The following is a 17,771-nucleotide window of genomic DNA, read 5'->3' on the forward strand; positions in this document are numbered from 1 at the left end:
ATGAAAATAAACAAAATAGCCATCTGGATAGTGCTATGTGCTTTTCTGTCGGTAGCACATGCACAACGGCATATTCCTTTAACATATTTACCTCCTGTACCGGTTTCAGTGCAAGGTACAGACCAGGCCAGTCTATCACTGAACGGTATATGGAATTTCCGTACAGACCACTCGGCAACAGCAGCGATCAATGTTCCCGGCGAATGGGAAATGCAGGGATATCATGTAGCACCCGGAGAAAAGGCCATCTATGACAAAGAATTCACACTTCCTGCCTCATGGGTGGATAAACGTGTGGTAGTCCGCTTTGATGCCGTGAGTTCGCATGCTATAGTCAAGGTAAATGATATCATGATAGGAGAGCACGAGGGAGGATTTGTAGCCTTCCATATGGATCTGACTTCAGCTATAAGACCCGGCAAGAATATACTTACAGTGGAAGTACGGGCGAATACGATCAGTGACATATTAGGCTGTGTATCTCAGTATGCTGCCCATACGGTCGGCGGTATATTACGCAAAGTGACCATATTTGCCCTTCCGCAAGTTTATATTGCCGATCTCAATGTAAACAGTACTTTCGACAATCAGTACAAACACGCTAAACTGGACCTGAGTACCCAGATTGTTAATCATACCCGATCTGCACAATACGCAGGATTAAGGTACACACTGAAAGACAAAGACGGGAAAGTTGTGTTCGAAAAGAATATTTCAGAAAAATCCCTTAAAGCCCTGGAATCAAAACAGCTTGATATACGCATAGCTGTAGACAAACCCAATCACTGGACTGCAGAAACGCCCTATCTGTACGAGTTGACTACAGAACTGATGAACGATCGTCATATGATCCAGCGCAATGTCCAGAAAGTAGGTTTCAGAGAAATAAAAGTAGCGGGGAATCAATTGCTGATCAATGGCAAACCCATTAAACTAAAAGGAGTAAACCGCCATTCCATCCATCCCTTACTCGGCAGAGCATCTGATCCGGAGCTCGACCGCAAAGATGCAGCGCTGTTTCTGGCAGCGAACCTCAACTATATACGCACCTCACATTATCCACCTTCTGAAGAGTTTCTGCAGGCAGCCGACGAATTAGGCCTGTACGTGGAAAGTGAATCCGCTTTAAACTGGATTCAGCACCATGCCTCTCCGATCTGGCAACATTGGGATTACCAGGATCCTAAGTTTTTACCGCTGATGATACAGGCTAACAGAGAAAATGTCATGACGAATAAAAAGCATCCTTCTGTTATTCTCTGGTCATTAGGCAATGAATCCCGATGGAGCAAATTATGGGAGGAAGTGAACAGAACCGTTAAAATATTGGACAAAAGCAGGCCAACCAGTTTTCATGATCAGACATGGGGAGGGTTCAATAATGCAGGTAGCAAGGCAGATATAGCCAATTATCATTATCCGGGAATCAACGGACCCGCCATCACAGATACAGCTTCGCGCCCCACACTTTTCGGAGAGTATGCACACTTATCTACATACAACAGAAGGGAGCTGCTGTCAGATCCTGGGATAAGAGATCTGTTTAATGGACCCATGCTAAGTTTTTTTGATTCCATATATGTGCATAAGGCAAATCTCGGCGGAGCGGTATGGAGTGGAATTGATGACACCTTTCATCTTCCCGATGGAAGAATTGTCGGTTACGGACCATGGGGACCTTTAGATGGCTGGAGAAGAACAAAGCCGGAGTACTATGGCATAAAGAAAGCATACTCGCCGATTCGGGTCGGCAGTATAAAACGAACAAAAGACGGAATAATATGCACCATCCAGAATCGCTATGATTTCCGCTCTCTAGAAGATGTTAAGATAGTGGCATTGGTTGACGGAAAAGAAATTCAGCTGACTTCAACAATAAAACCACATGAAACAGGGCATATACTTATTCCACAAACGAATAATGCAGATACTGTTGAGATTATTTTTACAGATCCCAGAGGATTTGAAATTGAGCATGAGCTATTCACAGACAAGAAGCCTGTTAAGGAAGTATACGCATACAAACCCTTGTCTTTAAAAGAAGATTCTGCATTTATCTATATTACACAAGGCGATATAGATTACAGCATCAGCAAGACATACGGAGTGATCACTAGAGTCCGGAAAAACAAGGAACTGATTCTTACTAAAGGACCTTCATTAGCTATTATAGCTGCAAATACGGAAGACGGGGGCAAACCTAATGTGGCTGGAGAGACTTATCAGAATAATATTTATCCGCTCAAACACTACCCGTTATATACATTGTTTGCAAAAAATGTATCTGTAGAAAACATGAAAGATAGTATTCTTGTCAATCTTGATCTTTCCTATCAGCAGGGAGAAGGAAAACAACAATTTATCTTTACTAAAGATGGTCTTCTGAAAGTGAGGTATGAAATGGAGTATCTAAAAAGTGATATCCCGGTCTATCAGTATGGACTGATGATGGAACTGCCCCTCACTTTTGATGAGCTGAACTGGCACAGAGAAGGTCCCTTCAGTTATTATCCGCAAAACCATATCGGGCGGAATAAAGGATTTGCTAAGCTTAACACAAATAACGTATATGAAGCTGAAGCGTACGGAAAACCCTTGGCAGCAGACTGGAAAGATGATGCAAATACATTGGGATCCAATGATTTCAGGTCTACAAAAGCCAATATCATCTCTGCAGAACTGAAACAGCATACACAAAGCAAAGTAAAAGTGATTTCCAATGGCAGGCAAGCATCCCGAAGCTGGAAACAAGACGAACATATTCAGTGGCTGATTGCAGATTATACAAATAACGGATCAGAACCTTTTTACGGAAGTCCCCACAGTAACGATCGTCTTACACTCCGGAAAGGAGATAAAATTAAAGGATCGCTCTTGCTGAAAATTGATTAGGAAAATGTAAATTACTACGATGAAGAAATCCGGATAAGGGTATTCTTCCTGTCTGTCTATCAGGTGTTTAGAACAGATGAAAAATATACGTATAAACCTTTTTTAATGAAGATAGTAGATGTTAAAGTCTGGTTGGTTGAAGGTGTAAAATACAACTGGACATTGCTGAAGATATATACAGACACCGGGCATACAGGCGTGGGAGAGGCAACCAACTGGCCCGGCAGTCCCATTGTTTTTGAAGCAGCAAAGCACGCAGGGCAACGGATCATCGGGCTGGATCCGATGCGAACCGATTTTATATGGACCAAATTGTATCGTGATCTGAACTGGATCGGACCTTATGGTGCCAGCATGTGTGCCATCAGCGGAATAGATATGGCATTACTGGATTTAAAAGCTAAAGTCCTGGAGGTACCCTGTTATGAACTTTTAGGAGGTGCTTTCAGGAAGGATATCCTGTTGTATGCTAACTACTGGTTTACAGGTGGCGGGCATAATAAGGCGGACTATGCTGCTCAGGCCCTGAAAGTAAAAGAAGCTGGTTTTACCGGACTAAAGTTTGATCCGTTTGCGCATACTAATTATTTATACGGAGAGGATCTTTCGTCCAATCTGACACTGACATCTGAGCAGCAGGATCTTGCATTCGAGGTCAGTAAAGCCGTTCGTGAAGCCGTCGGACCGGATGTTGATATTATGATCGAAACACATGCTATGCTCAACTTCCGGGTGGCAGTCAAAATGGCCGAACGCCTGTCCACGCTGGATATTACCTGGTATGAAGAGCCGGCCGGCCCCGAAAGTGCTGATACATTGAGAGCTATGCGTGAACGAATTCCTTCCGGCGTTTCTATCTGTGTAGGAGAGCGTCACTATACCAGACACGGCATTCGGCCGGTACTCGAGAAGAATGTTTGTGATATTATGATGCCGGATATTACACGTTGCGGAGGCCCATCAGAGATGAAACGTATGGCTACGATGATGGAAGCATATAATGTATTGCTGGCCCCTCACAATCCCAATGGTCCGCTGTCAACTCTGGCAAGTGCACATGTATGTGCCGCAATACCAAACTTCTTCAGACAGGAATTTATGTTTAATGATGTTCCCTGGCGGGATCAGGTTATCGATCAGCCTATAGCAGATATGATAAACAACGGAGTCTTGACACTCAGTGAACGCCCGGGACTTGGAGTTGATCTCGTAGAGGAAGAAATACTGAAACATCCCGGTATTCTGAAACCCAGACCAGGATTTTACGTTTAGATACATGGCACTTATATTAGATTTAAAAGAAAAGAATGTCCTGATTACAGGAGGCATTTCAGGAATAGGATTAGGCGCAGCCATACAGTTTGCAAAAGCAGGTGCGAAAGTCATTGTTTGTGCCGAACTCCCTGTAAGTGATGAACAGGTTCAGGCATTTTATAAGGAGCTGTATCCGTACAGCAACGATGTACACTATCATCAGACGGACGTAACGAATCCTATCGAAATAAAACAATTGGAACTAGATATCAGAAACCGACACGGTCGCTTAGATATACTGATCTCCAATGCCGGCAAAAACATATTTACTACCCTGGCAAATTGTGATCAGGAAACCTGGAATATCAATCAACAATTAAATCTGGAATCCCACTGGTTACTTGGTAAAACAATGAGACCTATGCTGAAGGAGGCTGAACAAGGAGTCATCATTATATTATCCTCTAGCCATGCGTATAGCTCTATGCAGGGCTGTTTTCCTTACAATGTGACAAAAGCTGCACTTCTGGCTATGGTCAGAGCAATGGCAATAGAATGGGCACCATCCATTCGTACGGTTGGGATAGCTCCGGGATTTATCGATACTCCCGGAAATCAACTGTGGTTTGATTCATTTGAAGACAGCCAAAAGGCAAGAACGGATACCATCACTCTGCACCCGGTCAAACGTCTCGGCACACCCGAAGAAATAGGAGCATGGTGTGTGTTTTTATGCAGTGAATATGCAGCTTTTGCAAATGGTACAACCTACCTGATTGATGGTGGCAGAAGTGCATTAATGCAGGATTGAGACTGTATAAACAGCCCTTATCATCCGCTAATGTGAACATTACCGCAAAAATATAATTCACATCGTTAAAATAGTGTCACTACCGGTCATTTTAGTTGTAGTGATCCTCTCAAACTCTACTTAATTTTACAACTGTACACAGCTATACATGCTTTATGTTTTTTAATGAAGTACAGCTGTATATTATAAACCTTAATCTACTTATTATAAATCTGTTTTGAACAGCTTAATATCTTTAAGTCGATTTGCCAGTTGTAAATAAAAAATGATTAGAAAAATTATTGTGTTTGCAGTTTTACTGCTTCTTGTCATCGGAGTAGCCCTGTTTGCTTTTGCAAAAGAAGAACCTGTTGATTTTAGTACTGAAGTCAAACCTATACTGAATAAACATTGTATTACCTGCCACGGAGGAGTTAAGAAAAACGGAGGTTTCAGTATACTTTTTGAAAACGAAGCCTTTGCAAAAGCAGAGTCCGGTAAACCGGCCATTATTCGCGGAGATGCGGAGCATAGTGAATTTATTAAAAGACTAACACATGAAGATCCGGAACTTCGCATGCCTTATAATGCAGCTCCGCTCAGTGAAGCCGAGATCGATATTCTCAAAAGATGGATAAATGAGGGCGCTAAATGGGGAGAGCATTGGGCATATACCTTGCCCAAAGAAGTGGAAGTGCCCAAACCATTCTCATTTGCCAGACTATTCGGAAAGTACCCATCAGGAATTTCAAATGATATTGATTATTTCGTACAGGACAAATTCAGTGAAAAAGGATTGAAGTTTTCCGATGAAGCGGATAAGCAAACCCTGTTGAGAAGAGTGTACCTGGATCTGACCGGAGTACCGCCTACCTGGGAAGAGATCCGTAGTTTTGAAACAGATACCCGTGAAGATGCATATGAAATACGTGTTGACAGCCTCCTTTCATCATCCCGATACGGTGAAAAATGGGCCTCATGGTGGTTAGATATGGCCAGATATGCCGATACAAAAGGCTATGAAAGAGACGAGTCCAGACAGATCTGGAAGTACAGGGACTGGGTCATAAAAGCCTTTAATGCAGACAAACCCTATGATCAGTTCACGATTGAACAACTGGCCGGCGATCTGTTGCCAGAACCTACAAAAGATCAGCTTATAGCTACAGCCTTTCACCGCAATACCATGAACAATGATGAAGGCGGTACAGATAGTGAAGAATTCAGAGTGTCGTCTGTATTAGACCGGGTCAATACGACCTACCAGGTATGGCTGAGTACCACATTCGAATGCGTTCAATGTCATAGCCACACTTATGACCCGTTTAAATTTGAGGAATATTATAAATCTGTTGCCTTTTTCAACAATACAAGAGATGAAGACACCTATGGAGACCACCCCAAACTACGCTTCTATACAGCTGAGGATGAAAGAAGACTGGATAGTATAAAAGACTGGATCAGTCAGACCGGCAATCCGCAGTTGGTCCGTTCTGCAGAACTTTTTCTTCACACCTTAGAACCCAAAATACACGCACATTACAGCGATCAGATCAGCAACGGAGCTTTGTATGACACCAAATGGCTGGGATTGCGTAATGGTGGAAATGCAAGGCTAAAGAAAATAACTCTGAACGGTAAGAAACTATTCTTCCTGAATTACTGGACATCTGCTCCGGGAGGAAAGCTGGAAATCAGAAAAGACGGTCTTGACGGGCAGATACTGACCAGTATTGATCTTCCGGCGACACAGGGAAGGCAGGTAATTCATGTACCGATTCCGGAAACATCCGGTGTACATGATCTTTACCTGCTTGCAAAAAATCCGTCTGTAAAAACAGATGAGACTGTCCTTATGATCGAATGGTTTGCGTTCAGAGAAGGATTTCCGGGTATGGATAATCCGAAAAGTCAGCATATGGAACGCACGTTCATGCAACTGGTAAATATGAATCCTGAAAGTGTGCCCGTTATGATCGAAAACCCTAAAGAGATGGCTCGCACAACCTATGTGTTTGAACGCGGCAACTGGATGGTACACGGTGATGCTGTCACACCGGCGGTCCCTGCTGTTCTCAATGATTTTCCTAAAGGCGCACCGAATAACAGACTGGGATTCAGTCAATGGATCGTAAGCAAACAAAATCCGCTCACGGCCCGCACATTGGTCAATAGAGTATGGGCTCAGCTTTTCGGAAGAGGATTAGTCGAACCACTGGGGGATATGGGTACTCAGAGTATTCCGCCTATACATCGCGAACTGCTGGATTACCTGTCGCTCAAAGTAATGAATGAAATGAACTGGAGTGTCAAATCGCTTGTCCGCGAAATGGTGACATCTTCCACATACAGACAATCTTCAGGCTTAAATAATAAGCAGGTAGAGAAAGATCCGGAAAACCGGTATTGGGCACGCGGACCACGTTTCCGTCTTTCTGCTGAACAGATCAGGGATCAGGCTCTTGCCGTCAGTGGTCTGCTGAGCAGCAAAATGTATGGCCCCGGTGTCATGCCTCATCAGCCGGAAGGCGTATGGATGACGGTATACAGCGGAGAAGCATGGACCAAAAGTGACGGTGAAGATCAGTACAGACGTGGTATATACACTTTCCTGAAGCGAACCAGTCCTTATCCTTCATTTATCTCTTTTGACGCTTCCAGCCGGGAAGTTTGTCTGGTAGACCGTATCCGGACAAATACACCGCTACAGGCATTGACGACGCTGAATGACCCTGTCTATCTGGAAGCGGCCAAAGCGCTGGCTGATCAGATGGAAAAAGATGCTAAAGGTAATATCCGGCAACTTGTAACATCCGGATATCGGCGAACCATGTTTAAAGACCCGGCTGAAGATAAACTGATCGCTTTGGTAAAACTATATCATCAGGCACTGAATAATTTTAAATCCCATCCGGAAGCAGCTACTAAGTTCCTGAGCATAGCGCCTGCCGGTAATAAAAATCAACAACAGATCGCTGCTAAAGCTGCCAATACTGTAGTAGCAAATGCATTGTTGAATCTGGATGAATTCTTAACCAAATCCTAAAAAGTATGGTAGACTTAGATAAATTGATGCGTGAAGCACAACAATACAAATTGCAGGCTGTTACCCGAAGGCATTTTCTGAAAGACTGTGTGGCGGGAATAGGGAGCATTGCACTCGGCAGTCTGTTAGCCAGTTGTGGCGGAACTGGTCAGGGAGATGCTCCGCTTAATCTGAATGCATTGAATCCGATGATCCCGCGGGCACCACATTTTCCGGCAAAAGCTAAAAGTGTAATTTATCTGCATATGGCCGGAGCTCCTTCGCAGCTCGAACTTTTTGACTATAAGCCGGAGTTGCACAAGTTACATAACAAGCCATGCCCGGATTCCCTGTTGAAAGGCAAAAAATTTGCATTTATCCGGGGCACACCTAATATGCTTGGACCGCAGGCTACATTTGCGCAATATGGAGAAAGCGGGGCATGGATATCCGATCACTTACCGCATTTCAGCAAAGTAGCGGATGAGGTCAGCTTTTTAAAAGCAGTACATACGGATCAGTTCAATCACGGACCGGCCCAACTGTTTATGCACACAGGTAGTGCCCGGCTCGGAAGGCCGAGTATAGGTTCATGGGTGACCTACGGCCTCGGGTCGGAAAACAGTAACCTCCCGGGATTCGTGGTGCTGACATCCGGTGGAAAAACTCCTGATGCAGGTAAAAGCGTGTGGGGGAGTGGATTTCTGCCGTCTGTGTATCAGGGTGTACAATGTCGATCCAAAGGAGATCCGGTCTTATATATTGCCGATCCGGACGGAATGGGAAGAGATCTTAAGAAACACACAATAGATGCTATCAATAAAGTGAATATGGATGAGTATGAAACCTACAAGGATCCGGAGACACTATCCCGCATAGCACAGTATGAAATGGCTTATAAAATGCAGGTTGCAGTACCGGAGGTAATGGATATTGCATCAGAACCGGAGTATATACATGAATTGTATGGAACACAGCCGGGTAAGGAATCGTTTGCAAACAATTGCCTGCTCGCACGTAAGCTTGTGGAACAGGGAGTACGTTTTGTACAATTATTTGACTGGGGATGGGATAGTCACGGGACCAGTGCTTCAGATTCTATAGATCTGGGATTCAGGAATAAATGCAGGGAAATAGACCGTCCGATGACAGCTCTGATTATGGATCTCAAACAGCGGGGATTGCTGGATGAAACTCTTGTTGTATGGGGAGGTGAATTCGGGCGAACACCTATGCAGGAGAACAGAGATAATCGCGATATGCCTTTTATGGGCAGAGACCATCATACAGATGCCTATACCATCTGGATGGCAGGAGGTGGTGTACGCAAGGGTGTGACCTACGGAGAGACAGACGAAATTGGCTTTACGGCAGTCAGCGGCAGGTCTTCGGTACATGATGTGCATGCGACTATGCTTCATCTGCTGGGCTTTGACCATGAAAAGTTTACGTATGAGTTTCAGGGACGTCCATTCAGACTTACAGATGTAGAAGGAAATCTCATCAGCAATATTATATAACCAAAATAGATTATGGGGAAAATAAAACTATTAATTACAGCTATCCTGGCTTTATTAACAATGCAGCATTTGCAGGCTTCAGCAGCATTTAAAATTCGTTTTTATGCAACAAACTGGGGCATGAATCAATCCTGGGACAGCTATTGCGAACAAGTCAAAAAAGCCGGATACGATGGTTTGGAGGTCTGGGTTCCGGGAAGCAAAGAGGAACAAAAGCAAATGTTTGATGCATTCCGGAAATATAATCTGGCCTACGCTTTCTTAAGCGGGGGCGCAGGTGCAACTTTCGAACAATACTACGACAGCTATGTGAAAAATGTGGAAATGGCTGTGCAGCTGAAACCGGATTTTGTCAATTGCCATACCGGAAAAGATTACTTCACATTTGAGCAGAATAAAAAACTGATCGAAGCTGCCGATATTATCAGTAAAAAATATAATATTCCGGTTATGCATGAAACTCATCGGGGCAGATTTAGTTTTGCAGCACATATAACAAGACAGTTTTTAGAACAGATTCCACAATTAAAGCTTACACTCGATATCTCTCACTGGTGTAATGTTCATGAATCACTCTTAAGCGATCAGGCCGAAACAGTTGCCATGGCACTGGCCCGTACCGGACATATTCATGCCCGTATAGGCCAGCCGCAAGCGCCTCAGGTCAATGATCCGGCTGCTCCGGAATGGAAAAGTACAGTAGATCAACACCTGGCCTGGTGGGATGAAGTGATCCGTTTGCATAAAGAAGCAGGAAAAAATCAGCTGACAATCACCACCGAATTCGGTCCTTCCGGATATTTACCGACTTTGCCCTATACTCAACAGCCGGTCGCCGATCAATGGCGTGTGAATGTATATATGCTTAACCTATTGAAGTCCCGATACCAACAATAATGATCTTTATAGAAGAATTACTTAGTTTCACAAGTCGCTGGCATCCTGTATTTGTTCATTTACCTATTGGTATGCTGTTTCTGGCCTTTATATTTGCTGTATTTGCACGCTCTGAGCGCTACCGCTATCTGTCGTCTGCAATTCCGTTCTCCTTACTTTTCGGAGCCGGAGCCGCTATTCTAACCTGCATAACAGGCTACCTGTTGTCACTTGACGGCGGATACGACACTTCGGTATTGAGTTTTCATCAGTGGCTGGGGATTGCGGTGGCTGTCTTGAGTTTCTGGACATATGCACTGTACAGGTCAGCTGATACAGGTACGGGGCTGTGGGCAAAACTGGTAAAATATCGGTTTTTCTTTCTGATAACCGTTGTAGCTTTATTGGGTGCTACAGGTCATTTTGGAGGAACACTTACACATGGAAAAGGATATATGAAAGATGCCCTTCCTTCAGCAATCAAGAAAATTGCGGGGATTCAGGCCGGAGAAGAAAAGCTGATACTGCTTGAAAATGTTCAGGAGGCGCATGTCTATGATGCCATAATCCAGCCTATTCTCCAGCAACGTTGTCAAAGCTGTCACGGAGACAAAAAACAGGAGGGGGGCCTTGCTCTGCACAACCGGGAAAGTATATTAAAAGGAGGAGAAGAAGGGTCTGTACTGACAGCCGGAAAACTGGATAAAAGTGAATTGTATGCCCGCCTTATTCTGCCGGAAGGTCACGAAGGACGTATGCCACCAAAAGGCAGAACTCCCATCAGTGCCGAACAAATACAACTTATTGGATGGTGGATAGAGCAGGGGGCAGATTTTGAAAAGAAAGCAAAAGACCTCAAACAGAATGATAAAATTGCAGCAATATTAAAGAATCTGGAAGAAGGAGACTCGTCTGCCAAGTCAGCATATGCTGCATTGCCTGATGCGCCCCCACTACCCGAAGATGCTATACAGCAATTACAGCTAAAAGGCATAAAAGTCATCCCCTTATCCGCAGACAATAACTATGTCATGGTCAATGCAATCAATTATCCGGAATTTTCAGATGCCGATATGCAGGATCTGTTAAAGATGAAAGATAATATTGTCCAGCTAAAACTGGGACATACTGCAATTTCCGACAAAGCCTTGTCAGAGATCGCAAAATTACCTGTACTCATGAAACTTCATCTGGAACATACCGCCATTACAAATGAAGGATTAAAGCATATCAAAAACCATAAAAAGCTATCTTACATAAATTTATATAAAACAAAGGTATCTGATGAGGGGCTATCTTATCTGCAACATATCCCTACATTAGAACAGATATACGTTTATCAGACCGGAGTGACACCGGCAGGTATAGACAAAGTTCGTCATTCCTTATCAAAATCGCATCTGGATACCGGAAACTATCAACTGCCATTTTTGGCCACAGATACAACCAGATATCAATAACATGAGTGAGTTCAGTTTTTGTGTCAAAGATTACACGGCAATAGCCTGCATAATGTACAGAGCGGTCAGATCCGGATTTTGAAATCCGGATCTGACCGCCATAAAACCCCGGAGTATCTGCTATAACTGTATGGTCTGTTCTATTTGTATTTGATCCAGAAAGTACTCATCATGCGATATAGCGAGTAAAGTACCTTTGTAATCATCTATTGCAGAGGTAAGAATCTCCATATTCTGAATATCCAGATTATTGGTTGGCTCGTCAAGAATAATAATATCAGGTGCCTGGTTACCTATAGTAAGACAACACAACATCAGTCTCATTTTTTCTCCTCCACTCAATGCCTGGCAGGGTTTATCCCATGTATCTCTGTCAAAAAGAAAGCGAACCAGACGGATCTTTATTTCATGCTCCTGTAAAGCTGAAGAATTAAATTGCGCTGCCTGTTCAAATACTGTCAGACTATTAGCAATCAGAGAATAATCCTGATCGATATATACAGCATGCCGGATTGCACTGAACAGAGTTCCTTTACCCGGCGACAAATTGCCCAGTATTATATTGATCAATGTTGTTTTACCGGAACCGTTTGCACCTTTTATAGCGTACCTGTCACCACTGAAAATTTTAAAAGACACATTCTCGTTCCATATAGCAGACTGAGCATAAGTATAATTGATGTCTTTAGCATCGACCAACACTTTTCCTTTATGTAAGGAAGACTGATCAAATCCAAACTTCATTCTGTCCGTATCAGAAACTTCCTTACGCAACACATCCAGATCATTTGTGATATGGCCTAGTTTTTCGGCATGGACATCCCTTATTTTGGCCGTACTTCGCTCGGCACTGTTACGCAGCGTATTCATCACAATGGTTGGAAGACCTGCTTTCTCCTGTTTCTTTTTTCCCCGGGCATCCAGCTTTTGCTGCCTTTCCAGTGTTTCTCGTTCCACCTCCTTAGCCTTGCGCAAAGCTTTTTCCTTACTTCTGATATCTTGTTCGAGCGCTTCAGATTCCACCTTCTTTTGCTCTACATAATGGTCATAATTACCGCCATAGATCCGGATACCTTTAGGACTGAGCTCATAAACAGTATTCAGCAGATTTAGTAACTGGCGGTCATGACTTACGATAAGCAATGTCAGATTAGTCTGTGTAATAAATTCATACAGCTTCGCTCTGCCTGTACGATCCAGATGATTACTGGGTTCATCCATCAATACCACCTCTGGGTCATGAACCATTATACCGGATAAGAATACTTTAGTCTTCTGTCCACCGCTCAGCCGGCTCATAGACTGCTGGAGATCGATATCTTCAATTCCCCAATAGTGAAAAGCTTTCTGGCAACGTTCTTCAATACTCCAGTCATCATCCAGTATCTGCAGTTGTTCATCTGTCATACGGCCATTCAGTATTTCATAAAAAGCCTTCAGTTTAGCACTTATACCCAGTGCTTCAGCCACAGTACTCGTATTATATTGTCCATAGTGCTGCGGCACGTCATAGCATTTTGCGTCTAAATGGATCTGACCCGAAGAAGGCTGAATCTTACCTGCAATAAGTTTGAGAAGCGTAGACTTGCCCACACCGTTGTTACCAATAAGTGCAATTTTATGCTGCTGTTGTATATGGAGTGAAATCTGATCGAACAAGAGTTCCTTATTCGGGTGTATATATGTAATTTGTTGTAAACTAATCATCCGTAATTTCTTTAAAAATTAAACAATAAATGGGCTGGCTTGAGAAGTGCTGATCCCTGTTAATGCTATTAAAAGAAATTTGATATTACATATATATTGCTTTGAGTTGCTGTTGCAAAGGTAGAAAATTTTCTTAAATAAATGCTAACGCAGAATTTTATAAAATAAAAAGGCCGTATTAAACATGTGCTGTTCAACCGGCCTTCTACGTATATAAAGGAAAAAATTATGCTAGTTTACAGCCTGCTTTACCACACCAATATATAATGGGGTATTGGTATTATCTTTCTTACCGACAAGAATAATAGAATAATAATTGTCCGGATCTAATTTGATTCCGTCTCTGCTTACCAGTACTGTACCGGTTTCATCTTTTACGGATAATTTGAAAGTACCGCTAGCCTGAGACACAAAAACCTGATTAGCAGTAGCTGAGATCTGAGTTTCGGTAACTCTGTCTTTAAATTTATCATTCACAGCCGCATCACCGATCTGCAGAGACACTTTGCCAGGCATATCTACTAAATTGAAGAAGCGAAGACCAGCCGGTTTATCCGTTGCCGGTGCAAGAGTGATCTTTTTATCTTCCGTAATAAAGTGTTTTGCTTTATCTTTTGTACCATAAGTAAAGGAAGAATAATAAACACTGTCTTTCACTGCAAATGTAGTATCGACCAATGTTTTAGGATCCTGAGTTCCTTTTACAATAATATTGCGGTTTCCTGTGAATAGTCCGACCCAATCATAACCTTTATACATTAATGGAAAATACGGATTCTGGACAGCACGCTGATCAGCATAATAAACAATGCCCTGAGCATCTGAAAATCCATTGATCATAGTCAGACCGCAAGCAGGAATGTCAATATAATTGTTATCATCGTCTTTCAGACAGCTGCTAAGTAAAAAGCTACTTAATACAAAGCAGATCATTAGATAAAATGTATTTTTTTTCATGTTTTCTAAAGTTTAGATTTCCGTTTACCGGAATTCAGTTATTTTTTCTCTTTTGGAATATAAAACGAAACGAAGAATCGAAAAGCTACAGATTTTTTAAATTTTTATATTTATTTCATTTTTTAAAGATGTAAATTGCTAAAGAATAGTTTGTTAAGAGTAAGTTCGGTGCTTTTCAGAATATCGCGAATGTTCAAATTGATAAGATAAATTTATCATGTTCGGTAATCAGGAATACGAACAGGAAAGCAACAAACATTTAAGCATTTCAATGGTTTTAACATAAAAGAAAATATTATGGCTATAATTGATCAAATTACTACTTACCTCGGCACTGAAGCTGATGAATTACTCCGTTATGAGAGTAAAGCTGTTGCCAAAGATATACTTCATCTGCCATCGCCCGATTTTATCGATCAGGTATATGGCATTTCTGACCGTAATCCGCAAACGATCCGCAGTCTGGGACAGCTTTTTGGACATGGACGTCTCGCAAATACCGGATATTTATCCATTTTACCGATTGATCAGGGTATAGAGCACAGTGCCGGGGCATCCTTTGCTGCAAATCCTTTATATTTTGATCCCGAAAATATTGTAAAACTCGCAATAGAAGGAGGTTGTAATGCCGTTGCCACTACGTTTGGTGTATTAGGCTCCGTTGCACGCCGATACGCACATAAGATCCCCTTTATTGTCAAGATAAATCATAATGAGTTATTGACGTATCCCAACAAAAGTGAGCAAATCCTCTATGGAACAGTTCGCGAAGCCTGGAATCTTGGAGCCGCGGCAGTAGGAGCAACAATATATTTCGGATCAGATGATTCAGGAAGACAGATTGTGGAAGTTGCAAAAGCGTTTGAGGAAGCTCATCGTCTGGGTATGGCGACCATCCTGTGGTGTTACCTGCGCAATGATGCCTTCAAGACCGGCGGAAAGGATTATCACCTTTCGGCAGATCTGACGGGGCAGGCCAATCATCTGGGAGTAACGATACAGGCAGATATCATTAAACAGAAACTACCGGAATTAAACGGAGGTTATCAGGTCCTCAATATGGGCAGCAGCAGCTATGGCAAGCTTGATGAACGCATGTATACCGAACTGGCTTCAGATCATCCTATTGATCTTTGCCGCTATCAGGTATTGAATTGCTTCTCCGGTCGTGCAGGACTTATCAACTCGGGAGGTGCATCAGGCAAAAATGATTTTCCGGATGCAGTCAAAACTGCAGTTATCAATAAAAGAGCTGGAGGAACCGGATTGATATCCGGCAGAAAAGCGTTTCAAAGACCAATGAACGAAGGCATACAGCTTCTACATGCGATACAGGATGTATATCTTTCTGAGGACATTACGATAGCTTAAGTAAATAGCTGGTTTATATAAGCAAAACGTTCAAATCCCCTGATTCACGATCAGGGGATTTCTATTCTTTAATCCTATCTCTGATCTTTACCGGAGTATCTTCATCGCCAGATGAAAACCATTAACAAATCCGGATAACTACGATTATTACGGTTAAAGGCCTACATTTTTCAATATAACATATAATGCAGATTACTATTATATAAAGAATGATACAAAAGCATTCCCATACGGAAGGTTGACTTTCTGTTAAAATTATTATCTTCACGTCCGGAAAATAAGGAACACACATGTCAAATAAAACCAATGCTGTCCGGATGCTGGATCAGCTTAAGGTCCATTATGAATTACGCGAATATGATGTAGACGAAGACGATTTAAGTGCTGGTCATGTCGCAGAATCATTGGGTCTCGATCCTAAATCATTATATAAAACCTTAGTTTTAAAAGGGAATACTGGAGGATATCTTGTCGCGGTAATTCCGGGAGATACACAACTTGATCTTAAGAAAATAGCGAAGGCTTCCGGTAATAAGAATTGCGAAATGATCCCTGTAAAAGATATACAGACACTGACCGGATATATACGGGGAGGCTGTTCGCCCATCGGAATGAAGAAAGCATTTCCGACTTACATAGAACAATCTGTCCGGGAGCAGACTTCTATTAGTATCAGTGCGGGAAAAAGAGGATTGCAGATTATCCTGAGTCCGCAGGACCTGGTAAAGGTTACGAATGCCCGATATGCTGAATTGATATAGTTTCAGGCTTTTATATATAGCCACATTATCAATGATATAAAGCCATAATTATAAAGTATAAATTGATATTATCATTACCTTATGTTTAATTCTCCTGCAGGTTTAGCCACTTCAAAAAGACATTACGCCATATTGGACGGACTTAGAGGTGTGGCCGCACTGGTCATCGTGATCTTCCATTTTCTGGAATGGATCTACAGCGATTTTAGTGATAATATAGTAGGACACGGCTATCTGGCTGTAGATTTCTTCTTTTGCTTGTCCGGTTTTGTAATAGGCTATGCTTATGATGATCGTATTAATCAAATGGGACTTAAGCAGTTTTTTATTTCCAGAGCTATACGTCTGCATCCTTTAGTGATTCTGGGTGGTATACTGGGTCTGTTAGGCTATTTCTTTGATCCTTTTACCGGACCTGAAGAAGTTCTTTCTACCAGTCGCATGATCCTCATTATAGTCTTCACTCTGGTTCTTATCCCGTTTCCGGTAATGAAAGATAAGGTGTATAACATGTTTGGACTGAATGCTCCGGCATGGTCTCTCTTTTGGGAATATATAGCTAACATTGTATATGCTTTATTTCTGTCCCGCATCAGACGAACATTCCTTATCCTGTTAACCGTTGTGGCAGCAGGTGTTTTATGTTATGTCAGTTATACCGCTGGTGGCCTTTCCGGCGGATGGGGAAAAGGAAATTTTTGGGAAGGCGGCGCACGCATTGCCTATTCCTTTCTTGCAGGTTTACTTATTCATCGTTCCAAATGGATTCTACATTCCAAACTAGGCTTTGCAAGTCTTAGTATTTTGCTGATATTGCCATTTATGATGCCGTTCACCTCATGGAACTGGCTGGCAGAATCTCTGGTTGTACTTTTATATTTCCCCTTGCTTGTTTCTCTGGGCGCAGGGGCATTTCTTTCACCTTCCTTACAAAAGATCTGTAATTTTTCGGGACAGATATCCTATCCGATCTATATGACTCATTATTGGGGAATATGGGTGTTTGCTCACTATTATACGCAATACAAGCCGAGTACAGAGCAGCTTTTTTATATCATACCGCTATGTGTTATACTATTGGTATTATTTGCGTACCTGACAATGATTATATACGACATTCCTGTACGAAGATATTTAAGCCGCATAATGCGTAAATAG

The 17,771-nt window shown here is 42.4% G+C and carries 12 protein-coding genes; 10 read left to right on the top strand and 2 right to left on the bottom strand.

The annotated features are described in order from the left end of the window. The 7 genes from I6J03_RS19565 (at nucleotide 1) to I6J03_RS19595 (ending at nucleotide 11,817) form a co-directional block, all read left to right on the top strand. Nucleotides 1-2,892: a glycoside hydrolase family 2 protein gene (locus tag I6J03_RS19565; protein WP_003002568.1), complete on the top strand. Its 2,892-nt coding sequence runs from the start codon at nucleotides 1-3 to the stop codon at nucleotides 2,890-2,892. Between the two features lie 105 nt (nucleotides 2,893-2,997). Beyond that, nucleotides 2,998-4,164, top strand: coding sequence for a mandelate racemase/muconate lactonizing enzyme family protein (locus tag I6J03_RS19570; RefSeq protein WP_003002565.1), 1,167 nt, complete (start codon nucleotides 2,998-3,000; stop codon nucleotides 4,162-4,164). A gap of 4 nt (nucleotides 4,165-4,168) precedes the next feature. Next, complete coding sequence (locus tag I6J03_RS19575; RefSeq protein ID WP_003002562.1) at nucleotides 4,169-4,957, top strand: SDR family NAD(P)-dependent oxidoreductase; 789 nt, start codon at nucleotides 4,169-4,171, stop codon at nucleotides 4,955-4,957. 265 nt (nucleotides 4,958-5,222) lie between these two features. After that, complete coding sequence (locus I6J03_RS19580) at nucleotides 5,223-7,982, top strand: DUF1553 domain-containing protein (RefSeq protein WP_201693925.1); 2,760 nt, start codon at nucleotides 5,223-5,225, stop codon at nucleotides 7,980-7,982. 5 nt (nucleotides 7,983-7,987) lie between these two features. After that, the gene (locus I6J03_RS19585) at nucleotides 7,988-9,481 is read left to right on the top strand and encodes a DUF1501 domain-containing protein (protein ID WP_003002554.1); all 1,494 of its coding nucleotides are present in this window, start codon (nucleotides 7,988-7,990) and stop codon (nucleotides 9,479-9,481) included. A gap of 12 nt (nucleotides 9,482-9,493) precedes the next feature. Then, nucleotides 9,494-10,378, top strand: a complete 885-nt coding sequence (locus tag I6J03_RS19590; protein ID WP_003002552.1) for a sugar phosphate isomerase/epimerase family protein — start codon at nucleotides 9,494-9,496, stop codon at nucleotides 10,376-10,378. Then, complete coding sequence (locus I6J03_RS19595; protein WP_003002549.1) at nucleotides 10,378-11,817, top strand: c-type cytochrome domain-containing protein; 1,440 nt, start codon at nucleotides 10,378-10,380, stop codon at nucleotides 11,815-11,817. Before I6J03_RS19590 ends, I6J03_RS19595 begins: the two co-directional genes overlap by 1 nt. Before the next feature lie 120 nt (nucleotides 11,818-11,937). Here I6J03_RS19595 and abc-f read toward each other — a convergent pair whose 3' ends face one another. Both abc-f and I6J03_RS19605 read right to left on the bottom strand, forming a co-directional pair. Then, the gene (abc-f, locus tag I6J03_RS19600) at nucleotides 11,938-13,524 is read right to left on the bottom strand and encodes a ribosomal protection-like ABC-F family protein (protein ID WP_003002547.1); all 1,587 of its coding nucleotides are present in this window, start codon (nucleotides 13,522-13,524) and stop codon (nucleotides 11,938-11,940) included. Between the two features lie 231 nt (nucleotides 13,525-13,755). Continuing rightward, entirely contained in the window at nucleotides 13,756-14,481 is a 726-nt protein-coding gene (locus I6J03_RS19605; RefSeq protein ID WP_003002545.1) for a DUF4397 domain-containing protein, read from the bottom strand. Nucleotides 14,482-14,778: 297 nt separating this feature from the next. Here I6J03_RS19605 and I6J03_RS19610 point away from each other — a divergent pair, with 297 nt between their 5' ends. The 3 genes from I6J03_RS19610 (at nucleotide 14,779) to I6J03_RS19620 (ending at nucleotide 17,771) form a co-directional block, all read left to right on the top strand. After that, nucleotides 14,779-15,852 carry a class I fructose-bisphosphate aldolase gene (locus I6J03_RS19610; RefSeq protein ID WP_003002542.1) on the top strand — a complete coding sequence of 358 codons (1,074 nt, stop codon included), beginning with the start codon at nucleotides 14,779-14,781 and terminating at the stop codon, nucleotides 15,850-15,852. 290 nt (nucleotides 15,853-16,142) lie between these two features. Beyond that, nucleotides 16,143-16,613 carry a Cys-tRNA(Pro) deacylase gene (ybaK, locus tag I6J03_RS19615; protein WP_003002540.1) on the top strand — a complete coding sequence of 157 codons (471 nt, stop codon included), beginning with the start codon at nucleotides 16,143-16,145 and terminating at the stop codon, nucleotides 16,611-16,613. Between the two features lie 81 nt (nucleotides 16,614-16,694). Then, nucleotides 16,695-17,771, top strand: coding sequence for an acyltransferase family protein (locus I6J03_RS19620; RefSeq protein ID WP_201693927.1), 1,077 nt, complete (start codon nucleotides 16,695-16,697; stop codon nucleotides 17,769-17,771).

Source organism: Sphingobacterium spiritivorum, assembly GCF_016724845.1.
Taxonomy (GTDB): Bacteria; Bacteroidota; Bacteroidia; order Sphingobacteriales; family Sphingobacteriaceae; genus Sphingobacterium; species Sphingobacterium spiritivorum_A.